The sequence below is a fragment of the Rhizobacter sp. OV335 genome (genome assembly GCF_900142965.1).
Lineage (GTDB): Bacteria > Pseudomonadota > Gammaproteobacteria > Burkholderiales > Burkholderiaceae_C > Rhizobacter.
Genome location: NZ_FRCQ01000022.1, coordinates 110,661 through 131,285, shown reverse-complemented (window position 1 = coordinate 131,285; position 20,625 = coordinate 110,661). Strand labels below are relative to the sequence as shown.

General features: G+C 68.5%; 21 protein-coding genes. 4 read left to right on the top strand and 17 right to left on the bottom strand.

All coding sequences use genetic code 11. From position 1 onward, the window contains the following. The coding region (locus tag BUE42_RS21545; protein WP_143171671.1) for a transposase at positions 1–313 on the top strand (313 nt) is incomplete at its 5' end. 21 nt (positions 314–334) lie between these two features. On the opposite strand, the gene BUE42_RS21540 is transcribed toward BUE42_RS21545, so the two are convergent. Then, the gene (locus BUE42_RS21540) at positions 335–1,150 is read right to left on the bottom strand and encodes an HDOD domain-containing protein (RefSeq protein ID WP_073467355.1); all 816 of its coding nucleotides are present in this window, start codon (positions 1,148–1,150) and stop codon (positions 335–337) included. A 12-nt stretch (positions 1,151–1,162) separates the two neighbouring features. Here BUE42_RS21540 and BUE42_RS21535 point away from each other — a divergent pair, with 12 nt between their 5' ends. Then, positions 1,163–4,009, top strand: a complete 2,847-nt coding sequence (locus tag BUE42_RS21535; protein WP_235002517.1) for a DUF3857 domain-containing protein — start codon at positions 1,163–1,165, stop codon at positions 4,007–4,009. Here BUE42_RS21535 and BUE42_RS21530 read toward each other — a convergent pair. From BUE42_RS21530 to BUE42_RS21520, 3 genes are all read right to left on the bottom strand, one after another. Next, positions 3,978–4,739: a TSUP family transporter gene (locus tag BUE42_RS21530; RefSeq protein ID WP_073467340.1), complete on the bottom strand. Its 762-nt coding sequence runs from the start codon at positions 4,737–4,739 to the stop codon at positions 3,978–3,980. The two genes, BUE42_RS21535 and BUE42_RS21530, sit on opposite strands and share 32 nt — an antisense overlap. A gap of 276 nt (positions 4,740–5,015) precedes the next feature. After that, complete coding sequence (locus BUE42_RS21525) at positions 5,016–6,530, bottom strand: sensor histidine kinase (RefSeq protein WP_073467339.1); 1,515 nt, start codon at positions 6,528–6,530, stop codon at positions 5,016–5,018. Then, positions 6,527–7,240, bottom strand: a complete 714-nt coding sequence (locus tag BUE42_RS21520; protein ID WP_073467338.1) for a response regulator transcription factor — start codon at positions 7,238–7,240, stop codon at positions 6,527–6,529. The genes BUE42_RS21525 and BUE42_RS21520 overlap by 4 nt, the downstream gene beginning before the upstream one ends. 164 nt (positions 7,241–7,404) lie before the next feature. On the opposite strand from BUE42_RS21520, the gene BUE42_RS21515 reads away from it, so the two are divergent. Continuing rightward, on the top strand, positions 7,405–7,956 hold the full coding sequence (locus BUE42_RS21515; protein WP_073467337.1) for a sigma-70 family RNA polymerase sigma factor: 552 nt from the start codon (positions 7,405–7,407) through the stop codon (positions 7,954–7,956). A 116-nt stretch (positions 7,957–8,072) separates the two neighbouring features. Continuing rightward, positions 8,073–9,011: a CysB family HTH-type transcriptional regulator gene (locus BUE42_RS21510; RefSeq protein ID WP_073467336.1), complete on the top strand. Its 939-nt coding sequence runs from the start codon at positions 8,073–8,075 to the stop codon at positions 9,009–9,011. A 97-nt stretch (positions 9,012–9,108) separates the two neighbouring features. Here the strand turns inward: BUE42_RS21510 and BUE42_RS21505 are convergent, their stop codons facing one another. The 13 genes from BUE42_RS21505 to ssuE form a co-directional block, all read right to left on the bottom strand. After that, complete coding sequence (locus BUE42_RS21505; RefSeq protein WP_073467335.1) at positions 9,109–10,164, bottom strand: sulfate/molybdate ABC transporter ATP-binding protein; 1,056 nt, start codon at positions 10,162–10,164, stop codon at positions 9,109–9,111. A 10-nt stretch (positions 10,165–10,174) separates the two neighbouring features. Further along, the gene (cysW, locus tag BUE42_RS21500) at positions 10,175–11,077 is read right to left on the bottom strand and encodes a sulfate ABC transporter permease subunit CysW (protein ID WP_083614371.1); all 903 of its coding nucleotides are present in this window, start codon (positions 11,075–11,077) and stop codon (positions 10,175–10,177) included. After that, the gene (cysT, locus tag BUE42_RS21495; RefSeq protein WP_073467334.1) at positions 11,074–11,907 is read right to left on the bottom strand and encodes a sulfate ABC transporter permease subunit CysT; all 834 of its coding nucleotides are present in this window, start codon (positions 11,905–11,907) and stop codon (positions 11,074–11,076) included. The genes cysW and cysT overlap by 4 nt, the downstream gene beginning before the upstream one ends. A 9-nt stretch (positions 11,908–11,916) precedes the next feature. Beyond that, on the bottom strand, positions 11,917–12,945 hold the full coding sequence (locus BUE42_RS21490) for a sulfate ABC transporter substrate-binding protein (RefSeq protein ID WP_073467333.1): 1,029 nt from the start codon (positions 12,943–12,945) through the stop codon (positions 11,917–11,919). 190 nt (positions 12,946–13,135) lie between these two features. Then, positions 13,136–14,146 carry a sulfate ABC transporter substrate-binding protein gene (locus tag BUE42_RS21485; protein WP_073467332.1) on the bottom strand — a complete coding sequence of 337 codons (1,011 nt, stop codon included), beginning with the start codon at positions 14,144–14,146 and terminating at the stop codon, positions 13,136–13,138. Between the two features lie 109 nt (positions 14,147–14,255). Continuing rightward, positions 14,256–14,612, bottom strand: a complete 357-nt coding sequence (locus BUE42_RS21480) for a thioredoxin family protein (protein ID WP_073467331.1) — start codon at positions 14,610–14,612, stop codon at positions 14,256–14,258. A 56-nt stretch (positions 14,613–14,668) separates the two neighbouring features. Continuing rightward, the gene (locus tag BUE42_RS21475) at positions 14,669–15,520 is read right to left on the bottom strand and encodes an ATP-binding cassette domain-containing protein (RefSeq protein WP_235002519.1); all 852 of its coding nucleotides are present in this window, start codon (positions 15,518–15,520) and stop codon (positions 14,669–14,671) included. Positions 15,521–15,567: 47 nt separating this feature from the next. Continuing rightward, positions 15,568–16,374 (bottom strand): aliphatic sulfonate ABC transporter permease SsuC, encoded by an 807-nt coding sequence (gene ssuC, locus BUE42_RS21470; RefSeq protein WP_073467330.1) that lies wholly within the window; start codon positions 16,372–16,374, stop codon positions 15,568–15,570. Next, the gene (locus BUE42_RS21465) at positions 16,346–16,756 is read right to left on the bottom strand and encodes a VOC family protein (RefSeq protein ID WP_073467329.1); all 411 of its coding nucleotides are present in this window, start codon (positions 16,754–16,756) and stop codon (positions 16,346–16,348) included. The genes ssuC and BUE42_RS21465 overlap by 29 nt, the downstream gene beginning before the upstream one ends. 2 nt (positions 16,757–16,758) lie before the next feature. Beyond that, positions 16,759–17,928, bottom strand: a complete 1,170-nt coding sequence (gene ssuD / locus BUE42_RS21460) for an FMNH2-dependent alkanesulfonate monooxygenase (RefSeq protein ID WP_073467328.1) — start codon at positions 17,926–17,928, stop codon at positions 16,759–16,761. 7 nt (positions 17,929–17,935) lie between these two features. After that, the gene (locus BUE42_RS21455; RefSeq protein ID WP_073467327.1) at positions 17,936–18,901 is read right to left on the bottom strand and encodes a sulfonate ABC transporter substrate-binding protein; all 966 of its coding nucleotides are present in this window, start codon (positions 18,899–18,901) and stop codon (positions 17,936–17,938) included. Then, positions 18,898–19,878 (bottom strand): sulfonate ABC transporter substrate-binding protein, encoded by a 981-nt coding sequence (locus BUE42_RS21450; protein ID WP_073467326.1) that lies wholly within the window; start codon positions 19,876–19,878, stop codon positions 18,898–18,900. Before BUE42_RS21450 ends, BUE42_RS21455 begins: the two co-directional genes overlap by 4 nt. Positions 19,879–19,951: 73 nt before the next feature. Then, complete coding sequence (gene ssuE, locus BUE42_RS21445; RefSeq protein ID WP_073467325.1) at positions 19,952–20,491, bottom strand: NADPH-dependent FMN reductase; 540 nt, start codon at positions 20,489–20,491, stop codon at positions 19,952–19,954. Positions 20,492–20,625: the final 134 nt, after the last annotated feature.

The following is a 20,625-nucleotide window of genomic DNA, read 5'->3' as shown; positions in this document are numbered from 1 at the left end:
CGCACCCTACGCCAACAGCGACGCCGTCGTCGCCGCCTTCGGCATGGACCCTCGCCCACGCGACTCCGGCCAGTACAGCGGCACACGTCAGCTCTCCAAGCGCGGCAACGCCGAGGAGCGCAGGCTCATCTACTGCGCCGCCATGGCTGCTTGCCGATATCCTCCGTTCAAATCCATGCGCGACAAGCTCGTCGATCGAGGCTTCTCCCCCATCCAGGCCTACTGCGCCATCGCTCGCAAGCTCCTGCGCATCGCCTTCGCCGTCTGGCGTTCCAACCAGCCCTTCAACCCTCAAAGGGTCGGATTGGCTTGACGGGGAACATAGAACCTACGGCTACCGTGCTTCTGCGTCCTCGATCTGCTGCTTGACCTTGCGTGCGCCGCGCAGCACCAAGGTCTCATCGAGCAAGGCCTGCGGCGCCACCGCGCGCGCCACTTCCTCGAGCGAGTCGGGGTCGGTCATCAGCGCGTTCGCCAGCGCCGACAGCGCGCAGATCGAACGCCGCGGCACCTGCGGCGGCAGTTCGCGCGTCGCGTTCACCGTCACGTGGTGGCGCACGCTGGCCACCGCCGCCTGCGCCAGGCCCCAGCTTTCGCACAGCGCCGCGCCGAGCAGGTCGTGGCTGACGCCGAAGGCCTGGCTCTCGAGATACATCAATTCGGTGTCGTCCGCGGCCGAGGCCAGCATCGGCTGGTAGATCGCCTGCGAGTGCTTGAACAGCACTGCCTTGCCGCATTCCTCGAACAGCCCGGCCGAATGCGCGCCCCATGGGTCCACGCTCAGCACCTGGCCGATGCGGCCCATCAGCAGGCCGCGCACGCCGGCGCGCTGCCACAGCGGTTCCAGTTCGGGCGCCGCCGGGAACACCGCGCGCAAGCCCATCTCGAAGGTGACGGCCGCGACTTCGCGCGTGCCGAGGTAGGTGACGGCCTGCTGCACGCTCTGCACGCGGCCCTTCAGGCCGTACAGCGACGAGTTCACCGCCTTCAGCACGGCCGAGGCCAGCGCCATGTCGCTCTCGATCAGCCGGGCCAGCGCCTGCAGGTTCACTTCGTCCTCGGCGAGCAGCAGGGACAACTTCACCAGCGCCTCCGGCTGGGCGGGCACGTCGATGTTCAGTGAACGCAGCTTGGGGTCGATGACAGGCATGGCGGAATCCGGGTGATAGAGCAGTTCTTCACGCTCCATGCTACGCATCAGGCTCGATGCCGATCCGCTGAACAGGCGGGAATTTCAGCCTTTGTTGGCGCCGCAGACACCCACCGGGCGCCGGCAGGGCCTCGGATTCACCGACACTGCACGCCATTCATCCGCCGCACACGACAGGCGGAGAACACGTACGCGCATGGGTCGCGCCTGGAGGGGGATGTCTTGATGTTGAACTTTCGCATTCGCGGGCTGCAGGGTCTCGTCGCGGGCTTGCTGGCCTGGGCCACCGTGGCCGTCGCGGCGCCGGCAGCCGATTTCACCATCGCTGCGCCACCGGCCTGGGTCGAAGCCATCGCCCCGGACATGGCGGCTTCGGCGCCCACCGAGCAGGTGAGCGCAGGGGTGCACTACCTGCTGTCGGACACGCAGACGCGGGTTGACGCACAGGACCGGACGACCTACCGGCACATCGCGATGAGGGCGGTGAACCCGTCGGGGGTCGAATCGGCGGCACATGTGGAGATCGGCTTCGACCCGGCCTACCAGACCCTGACCTTGCATTCGATCCGCTTGCACCGCGACGGCCGCACCATCTCCAAGCTGAATGCGGCTGCCGTCAAGGTCCTGCAGCAGGAGAAGGATCTCGAGTACCGCATCTTCGACGGCAGCAAGACCGCGCACGTCTTCCTCGAAGACGTGCGCGTCGGCGATGTCGTCGAGTACGCCTACTCGGTACGGGGCAGCAATCCGGTGTTCGGGAACCGGCATTTCGGCCGCGTCGAACTTCAATGGAGCGTGCCGGTGCACCATCTGGTGGGCCGGCTGGTGTGGCCCGCGGGCCGCCCGCTGGCGCTGCAACCGCTGCGCACCGCGTTGCGGCCTGCCGTCTCGGAGCATGACGGCCTGATCGACCACCGCTGGGAAGCGCACGACGTGGCACCGTTGACGATCGAGTCCGGCGCCCCGGACTGGTTCAACCCCTATCCTTTCGTGCAGTGGAGCGAGTTCGCCGACTGGGCCGCCGTGGCACGGTGGGCCGAACCGCTGTACCGCAAGCCCGTCATCCTGGGCCCGGCTCTGCGTGCAGAGGTCGATCGCATCGACGCTGTGGGCGGCAGCCCGCTCTACAAGGCAGCGAAGGTGCTGCGCTTCGTGCAAGGCGAGATCCGCTACCTGGGGGTGGAGGTGGGTCCGGGCTCGCATGCGCCGACGTCACCCGACACCGTGCTCAACCGCCGTTTCGGCGACTGCAAGGACAAATCGCTGCTGACGGTCACGATGCTCAACGCGCTGGGCATGCAAGCGCATCCGGCACTGGTGCACACCGGTTCGCTTGGGACGATCGCCGGCCTGCAGCCGACCCCTGGCGCCTTCAACCATGTGGTGGTGCGGGCAGAGGTCGACGGAACGACCTACTGGCTCGACCCGACGCGTTCGCCGCAACCGGGCACGCTGGACACCCTGGTGCAGGCCGACTTCGGCCGTGCGCTCGTCATCCGCGCAGGCACCACCGGATTGACCGAGATGCCGCCGGCACCCCAGCAGCATCGCGAGGTGCGCATGCTGATCGACGCCAGCGCCGGCCTGGACAAACCGGCGCGCCTGACGGTGGTCACCATCGCGGACGGCTCCTATGCGGAGTCGATGCGCAACAGCCTCGCGACGGCCACCCGCGAAGACCAGCAGAAGAACTACCTCAATTTCTACGCCCGGTACTACCCCGACATCGCGGTCGATCGCCCGATGACGGTGGCCGACGACGGGTCTGCCAACCGGGTGACCGTGACGGAGAACTACCGCATCGCCGCCTTCTGGACACGCAACGAGGACAAGAAGCGACTGGAGGCCGGTGTGTTCGCCCCCGACATGGAAGATGCGCTGCGCGGGCCCCGCCTGACACGCCGCGATGCCCCGCTGGGGTTGGGGCTGCCAACCGAGTTCGTTCACATGGTCGAGGTGCGGCTGCCCGAAACCTGGCCGATCGAGCCGCAGCACACCGAGGTCAAGGACGCGGCCTTCAGCTTCGAGCACAGCGTTGGCAGCAGCACCGACAACCGGGTGGTCAACCTGCGCGAGCGGCTGGTCTCGCACCTCGATCACGTCGCCGGCACCGATGCACAGCGCTATGCCGGCAACCTGGAGCGGGCGCGCGGCAGCCTCGGCTACACCTTCTACAAGTACGACGCCGCAGCGCTGCCGGCGGCCGCTGCCGGCACAGGCTTCAACTGGCTGGTCGCATTCGTCGGCGCGATGTTCGCCGGGCTCTGGTGCACGTTGGCGTGGAAGCTGTACCGCTGGGATCCGCTGCCCAGGCCATCCGCGCAGGATCCCTCGCTCACCGGCATCCGCGGCTGGCTCGCGCTGGCGGGGCTGTCGCTGGTCGGGGCGTCGGTGCGGCTGGTGTTCGATATCCGCGAGACCTTGCCGAGCTATTCGCTGCAAACCTGGAACGCTCTGACCGTCGCCGGGCAGGCCGCCTACGATCCGATGTGGGCACCGGTGCTGCTGATCGAGCTGGCCGTCAACCTGGCCAAGCTCATCTTCGTGGTCATGATCGCGGCGCTGTTCTTTCGCAGACGCAGCAGCCTGCCGACGGTGATCATCGGGTGGCTGGTGATCTCGCCGCTCGTCAATGCGGCCGATCTCGTGATGGCGGCCCAACTGCTCAAGAGCGACGCTGCCGAATCGATGCGCGACTGGGCTGCCGTCGGCCGTTCGGTGTTCATCAGCCTGCTGTGGGCGCTGTACTTCGTGCGCTCCGAGCGGGTGGCGGCAACCTTCACCCGTCGCCTTCGAACCGAGCTCCGTGCGGCACCCGTCGAGGGCGTCAGCGCAGGAACGCGTCCCAGCCCGTCTTGAGGATCAGCGCCGACACCACCGCGATGAACACCCCGCGCACGAAGCCCGCACCGTGCTTCAGCGCGAGGCGCGTGCCGAGCAGGCTGCCGATCACGTTGGCCACCGCCATCGTCAGCGCGATGTGCCACCACACGTGGCCCTTGATCGCGAACAGCGCGAGCGCGGCGAGGTTGGTCGCGGTGTTCAGCAGCTTCGCGCTGGCGCTCGCGTTCAGGAAGTCGTAGCCGAGCAGGCGCACGAACAGGAAGACGAAGAAGCTGCCGGTGCCGGGGCCGAAGAAGCCGTCGTAGAAGCCGATCACCAGGCCGATGCCGCTGGCCAGCAGCGCCTGCGTGCGCCCGGTGTGCAGCGGCGCGTGCGTGCGGCCCATGTCCTTGCGCGCCAGCGTGTACGCGAGCACCCCGATCAGGATCAGCGGCAGCGCCTTGCGCAGGCCGTCGGCGCTGACCAGCGTGACGGTCCATGCGCCGCTCAGCCCGCCGACCAGTGCCGCCACCGCGGCCGGCAGCAGCGCGCTCCACTGCAGCTCGACGCGCTTGGCGAACTGCGCGGTGGCCCAGCCGGTGCCCCAGACGCCCGCGCCCTTGTTGGTGCCCAGCAGCGTGGCCGGCGGCGCGCTCGGGTAGACGCTGAACAGGGCAGGCACCAGGATCAATCCTCCGCCACCGACGATGGCATCGATGAAACCAGCGAACAGCGAGGCGAGGGTGACCGTGACGAGATCGAGCATGCGGGCGGGGCAGAGAAGAAATGAGAGAACCCAGAATGGGAAAGGGCGCCAGGATCACCTGGCGCCCTTCGCATTTTGTCATCGGTCCGGTCGCTCTCTGGAGTGCCGGCCTGTCGGTGTGTCGCAGCCTTTGAACGCGTGAATGACGCGACCCTCGGATGCGTTGTGTCTGTCTCCTCAGTCCCCCGCCCAGCCGGTCATCCGGGGATGTCGGCCGCGAGTGGGCGGATTTTGGGAGCAGGGCCCCACGCACGCACTAGGTGTTTTCCTGCACCGTTACAGGGCAGCGCTGTCCCGCAGCAAAGGAATGCGCAGGGTCACGCGCGTGCCCTGTCCCACAGGGCTCTGCACCGCGACATCACCACCATGCAGTTCCGTGATCCGCTTCACGATCGCGAGCCCGAGGCCCTTGCCGCCCTCGCCGGTGGCGGGCGCCACGTTGGTGCGTGCCTGGTAGAAGCGATCGAACAAATGCGGCAGGTCGATGGCCGGAATGCCCGGCCCGGTGTCGCTGACGCTGACCTCGGCCTGCGTGCCGACGCTCGCGGCCGCGAGGGTCACGCGGCAGCCGCGGCCACAGAACTTCAGCGCGTTGTCGACCAGGTTCGCGATCGCGCGCTCGAAGAGCTCGACGTCGACCTCGGCCGGCACCGGCGCGTCGCCGACCTCGGCCTGCAACTCGACACCCGACTGCGCCGCGCGCTCGGCGAAGCGCATCTGGATGTCGTTGAGCAACTCGCGCAAATCGACCTGCTCGGCGCGCAGCTGGAAGCTCGGCTCGTCGAGGGTCGCGAGGTCGCCCAGTGCCTTCACCAGCCGCGACGCATTGCGCGTGTTGCGCAACGCCACCTCGACCAGCCGGCGGTCTTCGGCACGCGCCGCGTCGCCGACCCAGCGCGCCTCCAGCGTCTCGAGGCAGGCATCGGTCGCGGTCAGCGGCGAGCGCAGGTCGTGCGACAGGTTGCTGACGGCCTCGCGCCGGAAGTGATCGAGCCGGCTCAGCGCGTTCCATTGCCGCTGCAGCGTCGCGAGCATCGCGCCGAAGGCGCGCGTCAGCTGCCCGAACTCGTCAGGGGTGGCCGGCGGCAGCAGCGGCTGCGCATCGGCCGCGCCATGCTGCAGGCCTTTCTCGGACAGCATCGCGACCGCATCGGTGAGCCGCCGCAGCGGGCGCGTCACCGATGCGATGACCATCGCCGCGAGCAGCGTCGTCAGCATCACGATGCCGGCGATCACGCCGAGCGCCGGCCGCGCCACGCTCGCGCTCAGTACCTGCCAGCGGTCGGGCGGCAGGTCGGCCTTGTGCGCCACCAGGTAGAGGTAGCCGGCGAGGTTGTCGCCGGTGCGGATCTGCGGCCGGCCGATCGGCCGCGCGGCGATCACCGCATCGGCATCCATGCGCTCGGGGTCGTCGCCCATCACGTACGACGAGCCCTGCGACGACACCGCCTGCCGCACCGGGTCGATCGCGACACGGAAGCCGGGCGCGAGCTTCGCCGAGCCGGTGCTCGCGAGCACGGTGCCCTGCATGTCGAGCAGGTAGAGCTGGGTGTCGGGCTCGAACAGCACCAGGTTCTTCAGGAAGGCATCGAAGTCCTGCGGGTGCAGTTCATGCATCTCGAACAGGTTGTCGTACATCGCGACGACGCGGCCGAGGAACAGCGTCGCGCGCTGGTAGGTGGTCTCGTGCTCGAAGCGCTGGAACGCGAAGGCCACGGTCGCGATCACCGCGAGCGCGGTGACGAGGCCGGTCGCGAGGATGGTCAGCGCGATCTTGAGGCGGACGCTCATGCTGGGGCGTCGCGCATCTTGTAGCCGGCGCCGCGGACGGTGAGGATCAGCTGCGGGCGCATCGGGTCGGCCTCGAGCTTGGCGCGCAGCCGATTGATGTGCGTCGTCACCGTGTGCTCGTAGCCGTCGTGCGTGTAGCCCCACACCGCGTTCAGCAACTGCCCGCGCGAGAACACATGCCCCGGGTGGTTGGCGAAGTGCAGCAGCAGGTCGAACTCGAGCGCGGTGAAGTCGATCTCCTCGCCGCGGTAGCGCACCTGGCGCTTGGTCGGCAGGATCTCCAGGTCGCCATTGCGCAGCGTGCCGGCCTGGGCCTGCGCGCCGGCCTGGGCGGCGCGCAGCAGGTCGGCCCGGCGCAGCAGCGCCTTCACGCGCGCCAGCAGCTCGGCCAGCGAGAACGGCTTGGTCAGGTAGTCGTCGGCGCCCAGCTCCAGCCCGAGCACGCGGTCGAGCTCGGTCGCCTTGGCAGTGAGCATCAGGATCGGCGTGCTGCGGCCGCGCGCGCGCAGCGCCTTGCAGACTTCCAGCCCGTCCAGGCCCGGCATCATCAGGTCGAGGATCAGCAGGTCGCTCGCCTGCTCGTTCTGGCTGGCCAGCGCCGCGATGCCGTCGGCCACGGCCGTCACGGCATACCCCGAATTGCTGAGGTTCAGCACGATCAGATCGCGGATGTCGGTCTGGTCTTCGGCGACGAGGATGGTGGCGGGCATGGGGGCATTGTCGTGCGGGCCGGGAAGCTTCTTACGTGCCGTCGATCACGCCGGACAGCGCGTCCTGAGGCAAATGTGATCTTCCTGTGAGGTTCGGCGACAGCGGCGCGAGGTGCGCTGGCCACAGTCACCCCATCGACAACGACCGATCCCAGGAGTCCTCCATGCAAGCCAACGCCCACGCCACTGCCGCCACGACCGCCTTCCTGCCGGCCGCCGTGTCCTGGTCGGAGATGGTCTCGCACCGCGGCTACCTGGTGCGCTTCGCGCAGCGCAAGCTGCACGACCCGATGCTGGCCGAGGACGTGGTGCACGACGTGTTCGAGGCGGTGATCTCCGGCCGTGCCAGCTTCGGCGGGCGGGCCGCGCTGCGCTCGTGGCTGACGGCGGTGCTGAAGAACAAGATCGTCGACCTGGTGCGCCAGCGCGCCGGGCACGACAGCCTGGACGCGCAGTGGCTGGATGACGACGGCGAGGCGGTCGGCGCCGCGGCGCTCGAATGCCCGCAGGCCCGGCCGGACGAGGTCGCCGAGCAGCGCCAGCAGCTCGACCGGATGCTCGCGCGCATCGAGGCGCTGCCGACCGGGCTGCGCGACGTGATGCGGCTGCGCGTGCTGCACGACCAGCCGACCGAGCAGGTCTGCGCGGCGCTGGCGATCACCGAGGACAACCTGTTCGTGCGCCTGCACCGGGCGCGCAAGCAGCTGCTGTCGTGATCCCCACGCGAATATGGTCATAAGGAATCATTCGTTGTAGGAGGCCGGTGCGCTCAGCAGAATCACGCACCTCCTCATGCGCATGCCGCGCCACCCCCGCGGCCGCGCCCACGCGAATGAATTTCCAGCAACTGCGGTCTGTCCGCGAGACCGTCCGCTGCGGCTTCAACCTGACCGAGGTTGCCGCGGTGCTCCACACGTCCCAGCCCGGCATCAGCCGGCAGATCCGCGAACTCGAGGACGAACTCGGCATCGAGATCTTCGTGCGCGCCGGCAAGCGGCTCACCGGCCTGACGCCGCCCGGCGAGGCGGTGCTGCCGATCGTCGAGCGGCTGCTGCTGGACGCCGAGAACCTGCGCCGCGCCGGCGATGAATTCAGCGCGCAGACCAGCGGCCGGCTGTCGATCGCGGCCACCCATTCGCAGGCCCGCTATGCGCTGCCGGCCGTCGTGCGCGACTTCCGCCAGCTCTACCCGCAGGTCACGCTGAACCTGCACCAGGGCTCGCCGAAGCAGGTGGCCGAGATGCTGCTGTCGGGCGAGGCCGACATCGGCATCGCGACCGAGGCGCTGGCCAGCTACGAGCAGCTGGTCGCGCTGCCGTGCTACCGCTGGACGCACAGCGTGGTGGTGCCGATCGGCCACGACCTGCTGAAGCAGGAGGGGCCGCTGACGCTGCAGCGCCTCGCGCGCTACCCGATCATCACCTACGACGTCGGCTACACCGGCCGCACCCACATCGACGAGGCCTTCGCCGCCGAGGGGCTGAAGCCGAGCGTCGTGCTGACCGCGATGGACGCCGACGTGATCAAGACCTATGCCGAACTCGGCATGGGCGTGGGCATCGTCGCGTCGATCGCGTTCGATTCGGAACGCGACCGGCAACTGCGCGCGATCGATGCGCGGGATCTGTTCGCGGTGAACCTGACGCGGCTCGCGGTGCGGCGTGGCACGTGGCTGCGGGGGTATGTCTACTCGTTCATCGAGGCGTTCGCGCCGACGTTGACGCGCGAGACGGTGGAGCGGTCGTTGAACGGGGAAGCGGTCGAGGAGTAGCCAGGCTCGTTGACTGCGCTGGCTTCGACAGGCTCAGCCCGACCCTTCGACAAGCTCAGGGCGAACGGTTTTCTCCTGTCGAAGCCCAGCGCAATCCTCAGATCATCGCCGCCGGATCCGGCAACTCGTCATTCGCGAACCGCTGCACCCGCCGCGGCTTCAGATGCACGCGCGAACCGGTCGCCAGCTGCAGCTTCTCGCGCAGCCCCTGGTATTCCGAACGCGGCAGCTCCACGTCCACATAGCTGCCGTCGTCCGCACGCTTGAACTCCAGCCGCGTGTTCGGCCCGACCGTCAGCGCCTGCGACAGCGTCACCTCCAGCGTGCCCTCCTCGGCGCTGCCGAGAATCTGCAGCTCGTGCGGCCGCACGTAGCTCACGTCCTCGGCCGCGGTGCCCGCGCCGCTGCGCCCGAAGCGCCCGTGGAACAGGTTCACGTCGCCGAGGAACTGCAGCACGAACGGGCTGGCCGGGTGGTCATACACCTCGTCCGGCGGTCCGTCCTGCTCGATGCGGCCCTGGTTCATCACGACGATGCGGTCGGCCACCTCCATCGCCTCTTCCTGGTCGTGCGTGACGAACACGCTGGTCACGTGCATCTCGTCGTGCAGCCGGCGCAGCCAGCGGCGCAGCTCCTTGCGCACCTTGGCATCGAGCGCGCCGAACGGCTCGTCCAGCAGCAGCACCTTCGGTTCCACCGCCAGCGCGCGTGCGAGCGCGATGCGCTGGCGCTGCCCGCCCGACAGCTGGTGCGGGTAGCGGTCGGCGATCCAGTCGAGCTGCACCAGCTTCAACAGGTCGGTCACCTTGGCCTTGATCTCGGCATCGCTCGGCCGCGTCGCCTTCGGCCGCACGCGCAGCCCGAACGCGACGTTCTCGAAGATCGTCATGTGGCCGAACAGCGCGTAGTGCTGGAACACGAAACCCACCTGGCGCTCGCGCACGTCGGTGTTCGTCGCGTCCTCGCCGTGGAACAGCACGGTGCCGCTGTCGGGCACCTCCAGCCCCGCGATGATGCGCAGCAGCGAGGTCTTGCCCGAGCCCGACGGCCCGAGCAGCGCGACCAGCTCGCCGGCCGGGATGTCCAGGTTCAGGTTGTCGCAGACGACGGTCTTGCCGAAGCTCTTCTTCAGGTTGCGGACTTCGATGCTCATTCTGGAAACCTCATTCCGAGCGGCCTTCGGCCGACTTCTTCTGCGCGCGCACGCGGCGCTCGACCAGGTACTTCAACACCAGCGTGACGAGCGCGAGCCCGGCCAGCAGCGACGCCACCGCAAACGCCGCCGCGAACTGGTATTCGTTGTAGAGGATCTCGATGTGCAGCGGCATCGTGTTGGTCTGCCCGCGGATGTGGCCCGACACGACGCTGACGGCGCCGAACTCGCCCATCGCACGCGCATTGCACAGGATCACGCCGTACAGCAGCGCCCACTTGACGTTCGGCAGCGTGATGCGCCGGAAGATCTGCCAGCCGTTGGCGCCCAGCACGCGGGCCGCTTCTTCCTGCTCGGTGCCCTGCGCCTGCATCAGCGGGATCAGCTCGCGCGCGACGAACGGGAAGGTCACGAACACGGTTGCGAGCACGATGCCCGGCACCGCGAAGATGACCTTCAGGTCGTGGTCGCGCAGCCACTCGCCCCACCAGCCCTGCAGACCGAAGATCAGCACGTAGATCAGGCCGGAGATCACCGGGCTGACCGAGAACGGCAGGTCGATCAGCGTCAGCAGCACGTTCTTGCCGCGGAACTCGAACTTCGCGATGCACCACGCGGCGGCGATGCCGAACACCAGGTTCATCGGCACCGAGATGGCCGCCGCGATGAAGGTCAGCTTGATCGCCGACAGCGCATCGGGGTCGGTGATGGCCGCGAGGTAAACGCCGACGCCCTTCTTGAACGCCTCGGCGAACACGATCGCGAGCGGCACGAACAGGAACAGCGTCAGGAACGCGAGCGCGATGCCGATCAGCGTCCACTTGACCCACGCGGGCTCGGTGGTGGCCGATGGCAGGTGGCGCGGGCTCACGGCCGGGCTCGCGGCGTTGCGGGGAACGGTGGCAGTGTTCATCGGCCTTGCCTTGCGCGGGTCCAGGCCTGCAGCCCATTGATCGCCAGCAGCAGCGCGAACGCGCTGACCAGCATCACGACCGCGATCGCGGTGGCGCCGGTGTAGTCGTACTGCTCGAGCTTCGTGATGATCAGCAGCGGCGTGATCTCGCTGATCAGCGGCATGTTGCCGGCGATGAAGATCACCGAGCCGTATTCACCGAGCGCCCGCGCGAACGCGAGCGCGAAGCCGGTGAGCAGGGCCGGCGAGATGATCGGGAAGATCACCTTCGTGAAGGTCTGCAGCCGCGACGCGCCGAGCGTGGCTGCGGCCTCCTCGATTTCCTTGTGCAGGTCTTCGAGCACCGGCTGCAGCGTGCGCACGACGAAGGGCAGGCCGATGAAGGTCAGCGCGACGAACACGCCGAGCGGCGTGAAGCTGACCTTGAACGGCAGGTAGCGGCCGATCCAGCCGTTCTGCGCGTACAGCGCGGTCAACGCGATGCCGGCCACCGCGGTCGGCAGCGCGAACGGCAGGTCGACCAGCGCATCGACCAATCGCTTGAACGGAAACTCGTAGCGCACCAGCACCCACGCGACGACTAGCCCGAACACCGCGTTCATCAGCGCGGCGGCGAACGACGCGCCGAAGGTGAGCCGGTACGACGCGAGCACGCGCGGCGAGGTGACGGCGTCCCAGAACGCCGGCCAGGTCATCGTGGCCGTCTTCAGGAAGGCCGCCGACAGCGGCAGCAGCACGATGAAGCTCAGGTACAGCAGCGTGAAGCCGAGCGCCAGGTCGAAGCCGGGCAGCACGCTGTGCCGCTTCAGCAGGGTGCGGGTGAACAGCACGGGCGGCGCTTACTTCTTCGCGGCGGCGAGGATCTGGTCGTAGATCGCGCCGTCGTCGAAATGCTCCTTCTGCGCCTTGGTCCAGCCGCCGAAGACCTCGTCGATCGTGAAGGTGTTGACCTTCGGGAAATCCTTGCCGTACTTGGCCAGGATGGCCGCATTGCGCGGGCGCAGCTGGTGCTTGGCTGCGATCTCCTGCGCCTCGTCGGTCCACAGGAACTTCAGGTAGGCCTCGGCCTGCTTGCGGGTGCCCTTCTTGTCGGCCACCTTCTCGACCACCGCCACCGGGTTCTCGGCCAGGATCGTCGACTTCGGATAGACCACCTCGAAGTTGTCGCCGAACTCTTCCTTGATCAGGTTCACTTCCGATTCGAAGGTCGCGAGCGCGTCGCCGATGTTGCGCTGCGCGAAGGTCGTCGTCGCGGCGCGACCGCCGCCGTCGAACACCGGCACGTTCGCGAAGATCTTCTGCACCAGTTCGCGGGCCTGCGCCGGCGTGCCGCCGGCCTTGATCACCGAGCCCCAGGCGGCCACGTAGCTGTAGCGGCCGTTGCCGGTGATCTTCGGGTTCGGGATCACGACGCTGGTGCCCGGCTTCGCCAGGTCGCCCCAGTCCTTGATGGCCTTCGGGTTGCCCTTGCGCACCAGGATCACGGTGACCGAGGTGGTCGGCGCCGCGTTGTTCGGCAGGCGCTTGGCCCAGTCTTCGGGCAGCAGCTTGCCGCGGGTGGCCAGCACGTCGATGTCGCTCGACTGGTTCATCGTCACCACGTCGGCCTCGAGCCCGTCGAGCACCGCACGCGCCTGCTTGCTGGAGCCGCCGTGCGACTGGTTGATCGCGAGGTCTTCGCCGGTCGACGCCTTCCAGGACTTCTGGAACGCCGGGTTGATCTCCTTGAAGAACTCGCGCGCGACGTCGTAGCTGACGTTCAGCAGCGTCGGGCCAGCCGCCTGGGCGGGCGAGAACGCGAGCAGCGCGGCAGCGCCGACGCAGGACAACAGGAGGGCGCGGCGCGCGGCCAGGAGGCGGGTGGACATGGTGGTTCAGCCGCCAACGACGCGGCCCAGGCAAATGGGAGCGCCGATGTTACGGACGGACATGGCGACAGCGAACGACTCAATCGTCGAATCCTTATGAGTTTTTCGCACAAGCGGCTCAGCGGCAGTGCGCCGAGGCGCCTGCCGCTGTGGTTTGAAGCCTGCGCTTACTTTCCGTTCAGCTCTCGAATTACTTCGAGTAAATCTGATCGAACACCCCGCCGTCGGCAAAGTGGGTCTTCTGGGCCTTGGTCCAGCCGCCGAACACCTCGTCGATCGTGAACAGGTTCAGCTTCGGGAACTGCTTCTCGTACTTGGCGGCGACCTTCGGGTCGATCGGCCGATAGAAGTTGCGGGCCGCGATCTCCTGGCCTGCCGGCGTGTAGAGGTATTCGAGGTAGGCCTGGGCCACGTCGCGGGTGCCGCGCTTGTCGACCACCTTGTCGACCACCGACACCGGCGGCTCGGCCAGGATGCTGGTGGGCGGGTAGACCACGTCGAACTTGTCGGCGCCGAATTCCTTCAGCGACAGGTAGGCCTCGTTCTCCCAGGCCAGCAGCACGTCGCCGATGCCGCGCTCGGCGAAGGTCACCGTGGCGCCGCGCGCGCCCGAATCGAGCACCGGCACGTTCTTGTAGACCTTCGAGATGAACTCGCGGGCCTTCGCGTCGTTGTTGCCGTTGCGCTTCAGCTCGAAGCCATAGGCGGCCAGGTAGCCCCAGCGCGCGCCGCCCGAGGTCTTCGGGTTCGCGGTGATCACCGAGACACCGGGCTTGACGAGGTCGTCCCAGTTCTTGATGCCCTTCGGGTTGCCCTTGCGCACCAGGAAGATGTAGGTGGAGCTGTACGGCGTGCTGTTGTGCTGCAGGCGCTTCTGCCAGTCGGTGGGCAGCAGCTTGGCGCGTTCGGCGATCTCGTCGATGTCGTAGGCGAGGGCCAGCGTGACCACGTCGGCATCGATGCCGTCGATCACCGAGCGGGCCTGCTTGCCCGAGCCGCCGTGCGAGGCCTTGATCGTCACGTTGTCGCCGGTCTTGGCCTTCCAGTACTTGCTGAAGGCGGTGTTGTATTCCTGGTAGAGCTCGCGCGTCGGGTCGTAGGACACGTTGAGCAGCGTGATGTCCTTGGCGAGCGCGACGCCCGCCGTGGCGGCCAGCGCGAGGGAGAGCAGCGAATGGCGGATGAAGCGAGCCGTCGTCATGAAATCGTCCTGGGTGGGCGGCACGAAGCCGCGGGGAGGATGCAGATGGTAGGCAGCCGCCCTAGTTCGCGGAACGAATCAAAACTTCCGTTCTTATGCGCTTTCTGGCTTAGGCGCTGTCGACTTGAAGCGCGCGGATCCGGGCCGGCATGCCCTCGAGGCCCATTTCGCGCACGCCGGGCAGGTTGCCCTCGGTGGCGCTCTGCACCAGGCGCGACAGCGTCTGCAGATGCGGCAACACGGTGCCGAAGAACAGCGGCCGGTCGCCGCGGGCGATCAGCAGCGTCGGGAAGTTCTCGACGTCGATCGGGCCGAGCACCTCGTCGTTGTCCTCGATGTCGACCCAGGCGAACTGCGCACCGGGGTGCTCGGCGCGCAGGCTGTCGAACAGCGGTTCGTAGTCGCGGCAGGTACCGCACCAGGCAGCGCAGAGGCAGGCGACGAGGAGGGGCTCGGTGGCGGACATGGCCGCCAGTGTGCCGCGAGTCGCGAAGGCCCGTGAGCCAGGTGCCAATCCGGGTCTCAGACGGAAAAACGCCAATCGGCGAGCGACGGCAACGGCTCCGGCACCTCGCTGCCCGGCGTCTGCAACACCCGCTGCAGCACCCGCTCCTCCAGCGCCGCGAACGCCGCATTGCCACGCGAGCGTGGCCGCGGCAGCGCGATGCGTTCGTCCAGCGCCACCTGGTGATCCTCGATCAGCAGCACCCGGTCGGCCAGCGCGACCGCCTCGGACACGTCGTGCGTCACCAGCAGCGCGGTGAAGCCGTGCCGCTTCCACAGCGATTCGATCAGCGACTGCATCTCGATGCGCGTCAGCGCATCCAGCGCGCCGAGCGGTTCGTCGAGCAGCAGCAGGCGCGGCGCATGCACCAGCGCGCGCGCCAATGCGACCCGCTGCCGCTGACCGCCCGACAGCACCGCCGGCCAGTCGTTCGCGCGATCGGCCAGGCCGACCTGCGCCAGCGCTTCCAGCGCCCGCTCGCGCGCATCGGCCGCATCCAGGCCGAGCGCGATGTTGTCGATCACCCGCTTCCACGGCAGCAGCCGCGCATCCTGGAACATGAAGCGCAGGTCGCTCTTGTGCTGCGCCAGCGGTGCGCCGTCGAGGCTCAGCGCCCCGGCACTTGCGTCCTCCAACCCGGCCACCAGCCGCAGCAGCGTGCTCTTGCCGCAACCGCTGCGGCCGACGATGGCGACGAACTCGCCCGGCTCGACGCGCAGGTCGATGCCGGACAGCACCTCGCGCTCGCCGAAGCGCTTCGACAAGCCGCTCACCTGCAAGCCGATGCCTGCCGGCGCGCTGCGACGCGGCGTTGCGGCACTCGACTCGCGCAGGATCACATCGCCGGCCGACTCGCCGGCAAACGCCATGCTCTGCAACTCGATCTGCGAGGGCAACATCGCCATCCTCTTGAACATCATTTCGCCACCTGGTAGGCCGGGTTCCAGCGCAGCCACCAGCGCTCGAGCCCCTTGGCCAGCACATCCGCCAGCTTGCCGAGCAGCGCATACAGCAGGATGCCGACCAGCACCACGTCGGTCTGCAGGAACTCGCGGGCGTTCATCGTCATGTAGCCGATGCCGGCCTGCGCCGAGATCGTCTCGGCGACGATCAGGATCACCCACATGAAGCCGAGCGAGAAGCGCACGCCGACCAGGATCGACGGCAACGCGCCCGGCAGGATCACGTGCCGGTACAACGGCCAGCCCGACAGCCCGTAGCTGCGCGCCATCTCGATCAGCCCCTTGTCGACCGAGCGGATGCCGTGGAAAGTGTTGATGTAGACCGGGAAGAAGACGCCGAGCGACACCAGGAACAGCTTGGCCGATTCCTCGATGCCGAACCAAAGGATCACCAGCGGGATCAGCGCCAGCGTCGGGATGTTGCGCACCATCTGCAGCGTCGAGTCGAGCAGCGTCTCGGCCACGCGCCACGAGCCGGTCGCGAGCCCCAGCACCAGGCCGAGCCCGCCGCCGATCGCGAAGCCCGCCAGCGCGCGCCCGGTGCTGGTGGCCACGTGCTGCGCCATTTCGCCGGACAACAGCAGCGCCCAGAAAGCCTTCACGACGGCCAGCGGCTCCGGCAGCACGCGCGTGGACAGCCAGCCGCTGCGCGACGACAGCTCCCAGGCGAGCAGCACCGCCACCGGCAGCAGCCACGGCGCAAGGCGCCGGCGCACGGCAATGAAGGTCGAACTAGACCGCGATCTGGATGTCGGTGACATGGTGCTGCGTCTCGGCATCGGGGGGGTGGGGCTCGATCAGTTCGAGGCGGTTGCCGAACGGGTCTTCGACATAGGCCCGGCTCGCATCGAACAGCGGCGCCTCATCGACGCGGATGCCGGCGCGCTGCAGGCGGAACACGATGGCGTCGAGGTCGCCGACACGCAGCGCCAGGTGCGCCTGCGGCGCGACGCCGGTGTAGTGGCCCTCGGTCAGGTCCAGCCGCTGCCAGCCGAGCGAGTAGCGCAGCGTGCCGGGGCGGTCGAGCTCGGGGTCGCGCACCTCGCGCAGGCCGAGCGCGTCCTCGTAGAACGCGCGGGCCCGCGCGGCGCCACCGAGGGGGATGGGCAACTGCACGTGGTCGACGCTGCGGAAGTCGGGCATGTTCAGCTCTGCGAAACCTTGGGCACGTAGGTATTGGCGACGACCTCGCCGAACGGGCCGGTCAGCACCTGGCCGGCCAGGCGTTCGCGCAGGTTGATCGGCAGTAGCGGGAACACCAGCTCGGCGAAGCGGTGCGCTTCTTCGAGGTGCGGGTAGCCGCTCAGGATGAAGTACTCCAGCCCGAGCGCCGCGTACTCCTTGATGCGGTCGGCCACCTGCTGCGGGTCGCCCACCAGCGCGGTGCCGGCCCCGCCGCGCACCAGGCCGACGCCGGCCCACAGGTTCGGCGCCACCTCCAGCCCCTCGCGCACGTTCTTCGGGTTGAACTTTCCCTTGTTCAGCTCGGCCATGCGGCGCTGGCCGACCGAATCCATCTGCGCGAACTTCTGCTGCGCGCGCGCGACGGTTTCTTCGTCGAGGTGCGACACCAGTTCGGCCGCGGCGCGCCAGGCTTCGTCTTCGGTCTCGCGCACGATCACGTGCAGGCGGATGCCGAACTCCAGCGTGCGGCCGTACTTCGCGGCGCGCTGGCGGATGTCGGCCACCTTGGTCGCGACGGCCTCGGGCGGCTCGCCCCAGGTCAGGTAGGTGTCCAGCTGCTGCGCGGCGAGCTCGTGCGCCTCTTCCGACGAGCCGCCGAAGAAGATCGGCGGGTAGGGCTTGTTGATCGGCGGGTACAGCACCTTGCCGCCCTTCACGCGCAGGTGTTCGCCGTCGAAGCTGACGCCTTCGTTGTCGTGGCTCTTCGCGAGCACGTCGCGCCAGATCGTCAGGAACTCGCGCGACAGCTCGTAGCGCTGCGCGTGCGGCAGGAACAGGCCGTCGCCCTCCAGCTCTTCGGCATCGCCGCCGGTCACCAGGTTGACCAGCAGGCGGCCACCCGAGAGGCGGTCGAAGGTGGCGGCCATGCGCGCCGACTGCACCGGCTGCACCAGCCCCGGCCGCAGCGCGACCAGGAACTTCAGGCGCCGCGTCGCGTCGATCAGGCTCGCGGCCAGCACCCACGAGTCTTCGCAGGAGCGGCCGGTCGGCAGCAGCACGCCTTCATAGCCGAGGCTGTCGGCCGCGATCGCGACCTGCTTGAAGTAGTCGAAGGTCGCGGCCCGCGCGCCCTTGCTGGTGCCGAGGTAGCGCGAATCGCCGTGGGTGGGGATGAACCAGAGGATCTTCATAGGGACGTCACAGGGACTTCGGGGTGGGGGACCAGACGATCTCGGCCACGCGCACCGGCTGCGGGATCAGCCCGAGCCGCGCGAACGCATCGGCCACGCGCTGCTGGTCGGCGACGATCGCCGGCGTCAGCGGCGCCGCCGGCGAGACTGGGCGGCGCGAGATGAACAGGTGGGTCGTCGCGAGGCTCAGTCCGCTGAAGTCGGAGATCAGCTGCGCCGCCTCCTTGCGGTTGGCCTGCACCCAGGTATCGGCGCGGGTCAGCTCGACCAGCAGCGCCTGCACCACCTGCGGGTGCTGCTCGGTGAGCGCGTGCGACGCGAGGTAGAACGAGTTGTTGCTCGACAGGTCGCGGCCGTTCGCCAGCACGCGCGGCTTCAGGTCAAGCTCGACAGCGGCGTAGTACGGATCCCAGATCGCCCAGGCGTCGACGCTGCCGCGCTCGAACGCGGCGCGCGCATCGGACGGCGCGAGGTACACCGGCTGGATGTCGGCCCACTGCAGCCCGGCCCGGTCGACCGCGCGCACCAGCAGGTAGTGCGCGCTCGATCCCTTCTGCAACGCCACCTTGCGGCCCTTCAGGTCGGCCAGCGTCTTCAGCGGCGCGTCGGGCTTCACCAGGATGGCCGACGACAGCGGCTTCGGCGGCTCGGCGCCGACGTAGCGCAAGTCCTTGCCAGCGGCTTGCGCGAACACCGGCGGCGTGTCGCCGGTCAGGCCGAACTCGAGGCTGCCGACGGCCAGCGCCTCCAGCAGCTGCGGGCCGGCCGGGAACTCGATCCACTTGACGGTGCTGCCGGCGAAGCGCTTCTCGAGCGCGGTCTGCTGCTTCAGCACGACCAGGTTGACGGCCGCCTTCTGGAAGCCGATGCGCAGCTGCGCGGGCGCCGACTCGGCCGCATGCGCGAACCCTGGCAGCGACGCCGCGGCCGCGCCGAGGCTCGCTTGCAGCAGCTCGCGGCGCGTGAAGCTCATGGCGTGCTCGCGGTCTTCAGCGAGGCCGGCAGCGCATCGGAGATGCGGATCGCCTTCGGGATCAGCTTCAGCTCGAAGAACGCGTCGGCGATCTTCTGCTGCTGCGCGGCCACCGCCGGCGTGATCGGCACGATGCCGTACGCGAAGCGGCCCGCGGCCACCTCGGCGACGCCGACATCGAGCCCGATCTGCGGCGCGAGGAAGGCGGCCACCTCCCGGCTGTTGCCCTCGGCCCAGCGGTCGAGCTTGGCGAGTTCTTCGACGATCGCGCGGATCACCTGCGGCTGCTTGTCGGCATAGGGCCGCGAGGCCAGGTAGAACTGGTGGTTGGCGACCAGCCCCTTGCCGTCGGCGAGCACGCGTGCGCCGAGCTGCTTCTCGGCCGCGGCCAGGAACGGATCCCAGATGATCCAGGCGTCGACGCTGCCGCGCTCGAAGGCGGCGCGCGCATCGGCCGGCGCGAGGAACACGGTCTGGATCTCGCTGTACTTGACGCCGGCCTTTTCGAGCGCCTTCACCAGCAGGTAGTGGACGTTGGAGCCCTTGTTCAGCGCGACCTTTTTGCCCTTCAGCTCGGCGACCGAGCGGATCGGCGAATCCTTCGCGACGACGATCGCCTCGCCGGCCGGTGCGGGCGGCTGGTTCGCGACGTAGACCAGGTCGGCACCGGCCGCCTGCGCGAAGATCGGTGGCGCTTCGCCGACGGTGCCGAAATCGATCGAGCCGACGTTCAGCCCTTCGAGCAGCTGCGGGCCGGCCGGGAACTCGGTCCACTTGACGTCGACGCCTTGCGGCGCGAGGCGCTTCTCGAGGTCGCCACGCGCCTTCAGGATCGTCAGCGTGCCGTACTTCTGGTAGCCGATGCGCAGCTCGGTGCGGGTCTGCGCGAGAGCCGGGCCGGCGACGAGACCCAACGCCAGGGTCAGCACGAGGCCGAGCCGGCGCGTCGAGAACAGCGAATCGATCCGCAGGTTCATGGTGGTACTTCCAGAGGTGGAGACGGAAAAAGGAAAAAGACACCCCGGCCCGGGACGGCGCCAGGGTGCCGAATCACCCGGCGTTCATGGCAAGCGGGCGAGGAGACAAGGGTTGCAGCGCGCGGTCGAGGCGTTCGACCAGCGCGTCATCGGGGACGTAGCCGCCGGATTCGTGAGGCAGCAACTGCGCATCGGTGGCGAACACGCCATCGAGGATGTCGCGCGCGCCGAGGGCCGACAGCACCGGCTTCAGCGCGTAGTCGAGCGCGAGCAGGTGGGCGAGGCTGCCGCCGGTGGCCAGCGGCAGCACGGTCTTGCCGCGCAGGCCGTCGGTGGGCAGCAGGTCGAGGAACAGCTTCAGCAGGCCGCTGTATGCGGCCTTGTAGATGGGGGTCGCGACCAGCAGCAGGTCGGCATCGCGCACTTCGTTGAGCGCCTCGCGGATCGACGCGTTGTGGGCATCGGCATGCAGCAGCGGCGCAGCGGGCAGTTCGCGCACCGCGATCAGGCGGCTGCTGTCGCCCGTGCCTTCCAGGCGAGTCTGCGCGAGCTGGAGCAACCAGCCCGAGCGCGATCGGAGCGAGGGACTGCCGGAAATGCTGACGATCTTCATGGCGGGTCGGGCGGGGTGAAGCCCGGTGATGACAACGAGCCGCCACGATAGGGACCGGTCGGGCGAACGCCAACGAATGAAAGTGGTTTTGCTTATCGGGTCAGCGCATACCTGCCCGAGTCAGAACTCTCAAA

Excerpts from the sequence above, each read along its gene's own strand:
- BUE42_RS21530 (WP_073467340.1), bottom strand. The coding sequence starts at position 4,739 with ATGCTCGATCTCGTCACGGTCACCCTCGCCTCGCTGTTCGCTGGTTTC.
- BUE42_RS21455 (WP_073467327.1), bottom strand. The coding sequence starts at position 18,901 with ATGAGCTTCACGCGCCGCGAGCTGCTGCAAGCGAGCCTCGGCGCGGCC.
- BUE42_RS21525 (WP_073467339.1), bottom strand. The coding sequence starts at position 6,530 with ATGAGCGTCCGCCTCAAGATCGCGCTGACCATCCTCGCGACCGGCCTC.
- cysW (WP_083614371.1), bottom strand. The coding sequence starts at position 11,077 with ATGAACACTGCCACCGTTCCCCGCAACGCCGCGAGCCCGGCCGTGAGC.
- BUE42_RS21515 (WP_073467337.1), top strand. The coding sequence starts at position 7,405 with ATGCAAGCCAACGCCCACGCCACTGCCGCCACGACCGCCTTCCTGCCG.
- BUE42_RS21475 (WP_235002519.1), bottom strand. The coding sequence starts at position 15,520 with ATGGCGTTTGCCGGCGAGTCGGCCGGCGATGTGATCCTGCGCGAGTCG.
- ssuD (WP_073467328.1), bottom strand. The coding sequence starts at position 17,928 with ATGAAGATCCTCTGGTTCATCCCCACCCACGGCGATTCGCGCTACCTC.
- BUE42_RS21485 (WP_073467332.1), bottom strand. The coding sequence starts at position 14,146 with ATGACGACGGCTCGCTTCATCCGCCATTCGCTGCTCTCCCTCGCGCTG.
- ssuE (WP_073467325.1), bottom strand. The coding sequence starts at position 20,491 with ATGAAGATCGTCAGCATTTCCGGCAGTCCCTCGCTCCGATCGCGCTCG.
- ssuC (WP_073467330.1), bottom strand. The coding sequence starts at position 16,374 with ATGTCACCGACATCCAGATCGCGGTCTAGTTCGACCTTCATTGCCGTG.
- BUE42_RS21490 (WP_073467333.1), bottom strand. The coding sequence starts at position 12,945 with ATGTCCACCCGCCTCCTGGCCGCGCGCCGCGCCCTCCTGTTGTCCTGC.
- BUE42_RS21510 (WP_073467336.1), top strand. The coding sequence starts at position 8,073 with ATGAATTTCCAGCAACTGCGGTCTGTCCGCGAGACCGTCCGCTGCGGC.
- BUE42_RS21480 (WP_073467331.1), bottom strand. The coding sequence starts at position 14,612 with ATGTCCGCCACCGAGCCCCTCCTCGTCGCCTGCCTCTGCGCTGCCTGG.
- BUE42_RS21450 (WP_073467326.1), bottom strand. The coding sequence starts at position 19,878 with ATGAACCTGCGGATCGATTCGCTGTTCTCGACGCGCCGGCTCGGCCTC.
- BUE42_RS21520 (WP_073467338.1), bottom strand. The coding sequence starts at position 7,240 with ATGCCCGCCACCATCCTCGTCGCCGAAGACCAGACCGACATCCGCGAT.
- BUE42_RS21465 (WP_073467329.1), bottom strand. The coding sequence starts at position 16,756 with ATGCCCGACTTCCGCAGCGTCGACCACGTGCAGTTGCCCATCCCCCTC.
- BUE42_RS21505 (WP_073467335.1), bottom strand. The coding sequence starts at position 10,164 with ATGAGCATCGAAGTCCGCAACCTGAAGAAGAGCTTCGGCAAGACCGTC.
- BUE42_RS21540 (WP_073467355.1), bottom strand. The coding sequence starts at position 1,150 with ATGCCTGTCATCGACCCCAAGCTGCGTTCACTGAACATCGACGTGCCC.